At 30.9% G+C, this 4,012-nt stretch carries 1 protein-coding gene and 2 pseudogenes; 2 read left to right on the forward strand and 1 reads right to left on the reverse strand.

Annotation, left to right across the window (positions count from 1 at the left end; all coding sequences use genetic code 11):
* Window positions 1-437: pseudogene (locus tag C8D70_RS20565) on the reverse strand (hypothetical protein); the annotation flags it as partial.
* A gap of 1,025 nt (window positions 438-1,462) precedes the next feature.
* Between C8D70_RS20565 and C8D70_RS20570 the strand changes: the two are divergent.
* Together C8D70_RS20570 and C8D70_RS20575 are read left to right on the forward strand one after the other, a co-directional pair.
* The gene (locus tag C8D70_RS20570) at window positions 1,463-2,890 is read left to right on the forward strand and encodes a LuxR C-terminal-related transcriptional regulator (RefSeq protein WP_181416175.1); all 1,428 of its coding nucleotides are present in this window, start codon (window positions 1,463-1,465) and stop codon (window positions 2,888-2,890) included.
* A gap of 735 nt (window positions 2,891-3,625) precedes the next feature.
* Window positions 3,626-4,012, forward strand: a pseudogene (locus C8D70_RS20575) (hypothetical protein); the annotation flags it as partial.

Genomic DNA, 4,012 nt, shown 5'->3' on the forward strand with positions numbered 1-4,012 from the left:
AATGCATTGGTCTGCGTTCCTGTAAAGGCCAGGGTATTGGCTCCCTGTGTAACGGTACGGTTGCCTGTAAGAGTTCCGTCTGCGTTATAAATATTACCTGTTACAGTATTTGCCGGATTATGCAGCTTTACCCAAGCTGTTCCATTATAATAATAGTATCCAACAACATCTATATTTAAAGCAGTCCCGGTTTGTGTTCCTGTACTTACATTATTTACATAGATCAATGTTGATGACGGAACTCCGGTCATACTCTGAGCTTTTTGTCTGTCTACTCTTGGAATAAGGAGGCCTTCCACTGCAGGACCTGTACCTGTGCTGTTTTTAGCTGCTACTTCAAGAGTTGCGCCAGGGGTTGACGTATTAATCCCCACCTGTGATTTTGCAACCAATGAAAAAGTAGTGAGCACACTTGCTAGTAATAATTTTTTTTTCATAATATATAATAAATTTAAATTAATATTTATTTGTGTTGATAGTTCTATCATTGAAGTTGAATGTCCTAATATGCTTATGCATTATTTCATTTTTAAATCAGCTGGCAAAAGTAATACCTGGTGGAGTTTGTAATTTGATTTATATATACATCATAGGTACAATATGTATACATTTGACATACATCATATGGTATTTTTGTTAAAAAAAGAAGATTGATATATGGGAAAATTATTAATAAATTAATACGTATGAATGTGATTTATTTTCTGTGTGCTGCATGTTCTCAGTTATCTTATTGTGTTTCTAATAATTCACTTAAAAAACTAAAATATAAATTGATTGCAAAGATAATTTTGAACTATTCCGGTATTGACTGATCTATTTGTTGTTTGATGTGTTGTTATGATTCAGTAAGCTCGCTGTACTATTTTTGCAATAAAATCCTGTTGAAATATGGAACGTTTTTTAAGATTTCCACAGCTGGATTTCCTTTGCTTTAATGAAATTCAAAACATTAACAAAAAATTAGCAACTAAGAATCCGTCTTTTTATCGCGTTAATGCATGATGTTGTATTTTTGATGTATCATATTATCATGTGCTTTTTCTGCATTTTTCTTAACCTTACTGAAAAATACACAAACATTTCACTTATATGAGAAAAGCATTTTATTTACTTATAATTATTTTATCTATTCTTGCCGGGCTAATAAAAATAATCCTAATTCAGTGTTACCAAATAAAACTGCAATTAATTGTTCTATGAAAAGCTCTTACATGATTCCGGATTTTGCAAAAAAAATAATATGCAGATTCAAAGCTTATTATGTTTTGCGGAATAACACATTAATGTATTTAATGTGTTTATTTTCAATCTTTTACCACTTGTGGTTTACCTATTTTGAATATGCTGATCTGATACGCTTGTCATGATAATGTTATTGAAATTTTGTTATTTTAAGTAATTACTAGTTATTATGTTTTTTTTTAAAAAAATAGAAAAAATAATTTTATTTTCTTTCTTAATGTTCTGTATTAAGCTATTTTCACAGCAATACACGAAAAATGATATTGATTCTTTATTGATAAAAACAAACGAAGTACTCCGAACGAGAATTTCTGATGATGATCTCATCCGTTGGAATAAAGGGATCATAAAAATAGCCGTTCAAATTAATTATCGTGAAGGAGAGGCAATGGGATATGCCAATATTGCCAACCGATTTATATTTAAAGAAGATTTAAAGAAGGGATTAGAATACCTGAACAAAGCTGAGGATATATCTAAGAAAAGCAAAAATGATTTTCTTATAGGTAAAATAAATGCTGAGTACGCACAAGTTTATAATAAGATGAATGTAAGCAAATTAGCTTTGGGATATAATTCAAAAGCTATGAACTATGGGTTAAAGTTAAACAGAAATAACCGTGAATGCCGTCTGTTTTTACGCTACGTCTATTCAACCAGATCTGTGTACATGTACAAGGTGAATCAACCAGATTCTGCAATTATTTATCTTCATAAATCAATGAAAATAGATGCGAACCCACTGGATGTAGCTAATATTGCACAGCACTACACTTTTTTTGACGTGAAACCTGATTCTGCGAAGTATTATTTTCAAAAAGCTTTTGCACTTTTAGAAACCAAAAATTTCAAAAATAACAAATATCAGAGGGCTGTTGTTTTAAAGAATTATGGAACATTTCTGAAAAGTCAGGGGAAAAATAGCCAGGCCATTGATGTAATTAAGAGGTCTATAGAGTTTGCAAAGCAGGTTAATAGGCCGGCAATTATTCTTAACAATTATAAGGAATTGTCTACACTTTATAAAAAAGAAGGAAATTCTGATAAAGAAAATGAATATCTTAATAAATCGATCTCATTGCAAGACAGCTTGGATGCCAACCAAAACCAAGCCATAGATCTTTCCATTAACAGATTGAATAAAGAAAGCGAAAATGAAAAGGTTCAACTTAAAAATCAAAATAATGCCACTTTATGGTATAGTAGTATTTCAATATTGTTGATTATTTTAGTTACCATTTACCTTTATTTACGTATAAGAAAGAAGAGAAAGAAGCTCATGGAAAGCGAAAAAATAATTTCTGAAATAGAAAAAGAAACGAAAGATCTGAAAAGAAAGCTCAATGAAAATTATGAAAATATCATCCAGCTTGCCAAAGAAAAGAAAACTGATTTTTTTCCTAAATTTCAGGAAGCATATCCGGAATTATGTAATGAGTTGTTAAAAATAAATTCTAATCTTTCTAAATCTGATTTATCTTTTTGCGCTATGATATGGCTGGGTTTTTCGTCAAAGGAAATTGCTCAGTATATCTCTATGGAACACAGATCTGTACAGACAAAAAAGTATAGGATACGAAAAAAACTAAATCTGGAAGCTGAGACTGATCTGTATCGTTTTTTCAGATCTATATTTGAGCTATAAAAATTTTGATTAACACTACAAAGCTATTCAGTTTTGGATTATATTGGGGATTTCTTTTTGTCCGGGAACTTGTGATGCTGTCCATGCATTATAACACCGTTTTTCATCTGAATTATTGTCAAGGAACTTAATACTTTTCTTTTTCTGATTATATTATGGTATAAGTTTTAGAATTTTTAATGGATTGATCATAAAAAGAATATAGTTGTTTAGTTTTTTCCATAATGATTACTATTAAGCAGATGGAGAATAATTCTCTTATTAACCAAAATGATTCTTTTTTGCATGGTAAGAGATGTACAGTATCATTTCGGAACTTTACTTTCCGCCCCTTTACTTCAGGCACATTAGCCCGTTAATTTTGTCATTTATTATTTTGGAGGTTAGTTGTTCCTTATTTCTGTGATTTTGAAAAAGTAATAACCTTTTTTTGATATTATTAACTTTCGATAAAAAAGGAATCAATAAACAATTCATTGTAATTTTTATAATTAGATAGTAGATTATTTTAAATATATAGATTATTTGAATTAGGAATGTTTTTTTATATGAGTTTTTGAATATTTAAGATATAATGTATGAATGATGTATCGTGATGTAGGGATGATGTAGGGTTGGAGTTTGGATTTTATTTCAAGTGTTCTAATATTGCACTGTCTTAATTCTATGACACTATTTACAACATAAATGATTTTTTAATACCTAACTAATTTATTTAAATTAATTAATACACAAATGATGAAAAAAAAATTATTGTTAACAGGCATATTTGTTATGTTTTCACTGGCGGTCAGATCACAAGTGGGGATTAATACAGGTAATCCTCAGGGAATATTTAGTGTTGATGGGCTAAAAAATAATCCAGCAACCGGAGTGCCTTCTGCCGCTCAGGCTAAGGATGATTTGATAATGTCTCCCAATGGAAATGTCGGAATTGGTACAATTTCTCCAGGTACAGCTTTAGATGTAAACGGAGCTATTACCAACCGTGAAACCGCTTTAGCCGTTGCTGGTAATGCGGTTGATATTCCTGCTAATGTGAGTTTGGTACGGCTTACCGGAGCTGCTACAGCCAATGTGGCCATTTCAGCATTTGCTGCTCCTAATCCCGGTCAGCGACTT

This window comes from Chryseobacterium sp. CBTAP 102, assembly GCF_003201365.1.
GTDB lineage: Bacteria > Bacteroidota > Bacteroidia > Flavobacteriales > Weeksellaceae > Chryseobacterium > Chryseobacterium candidae.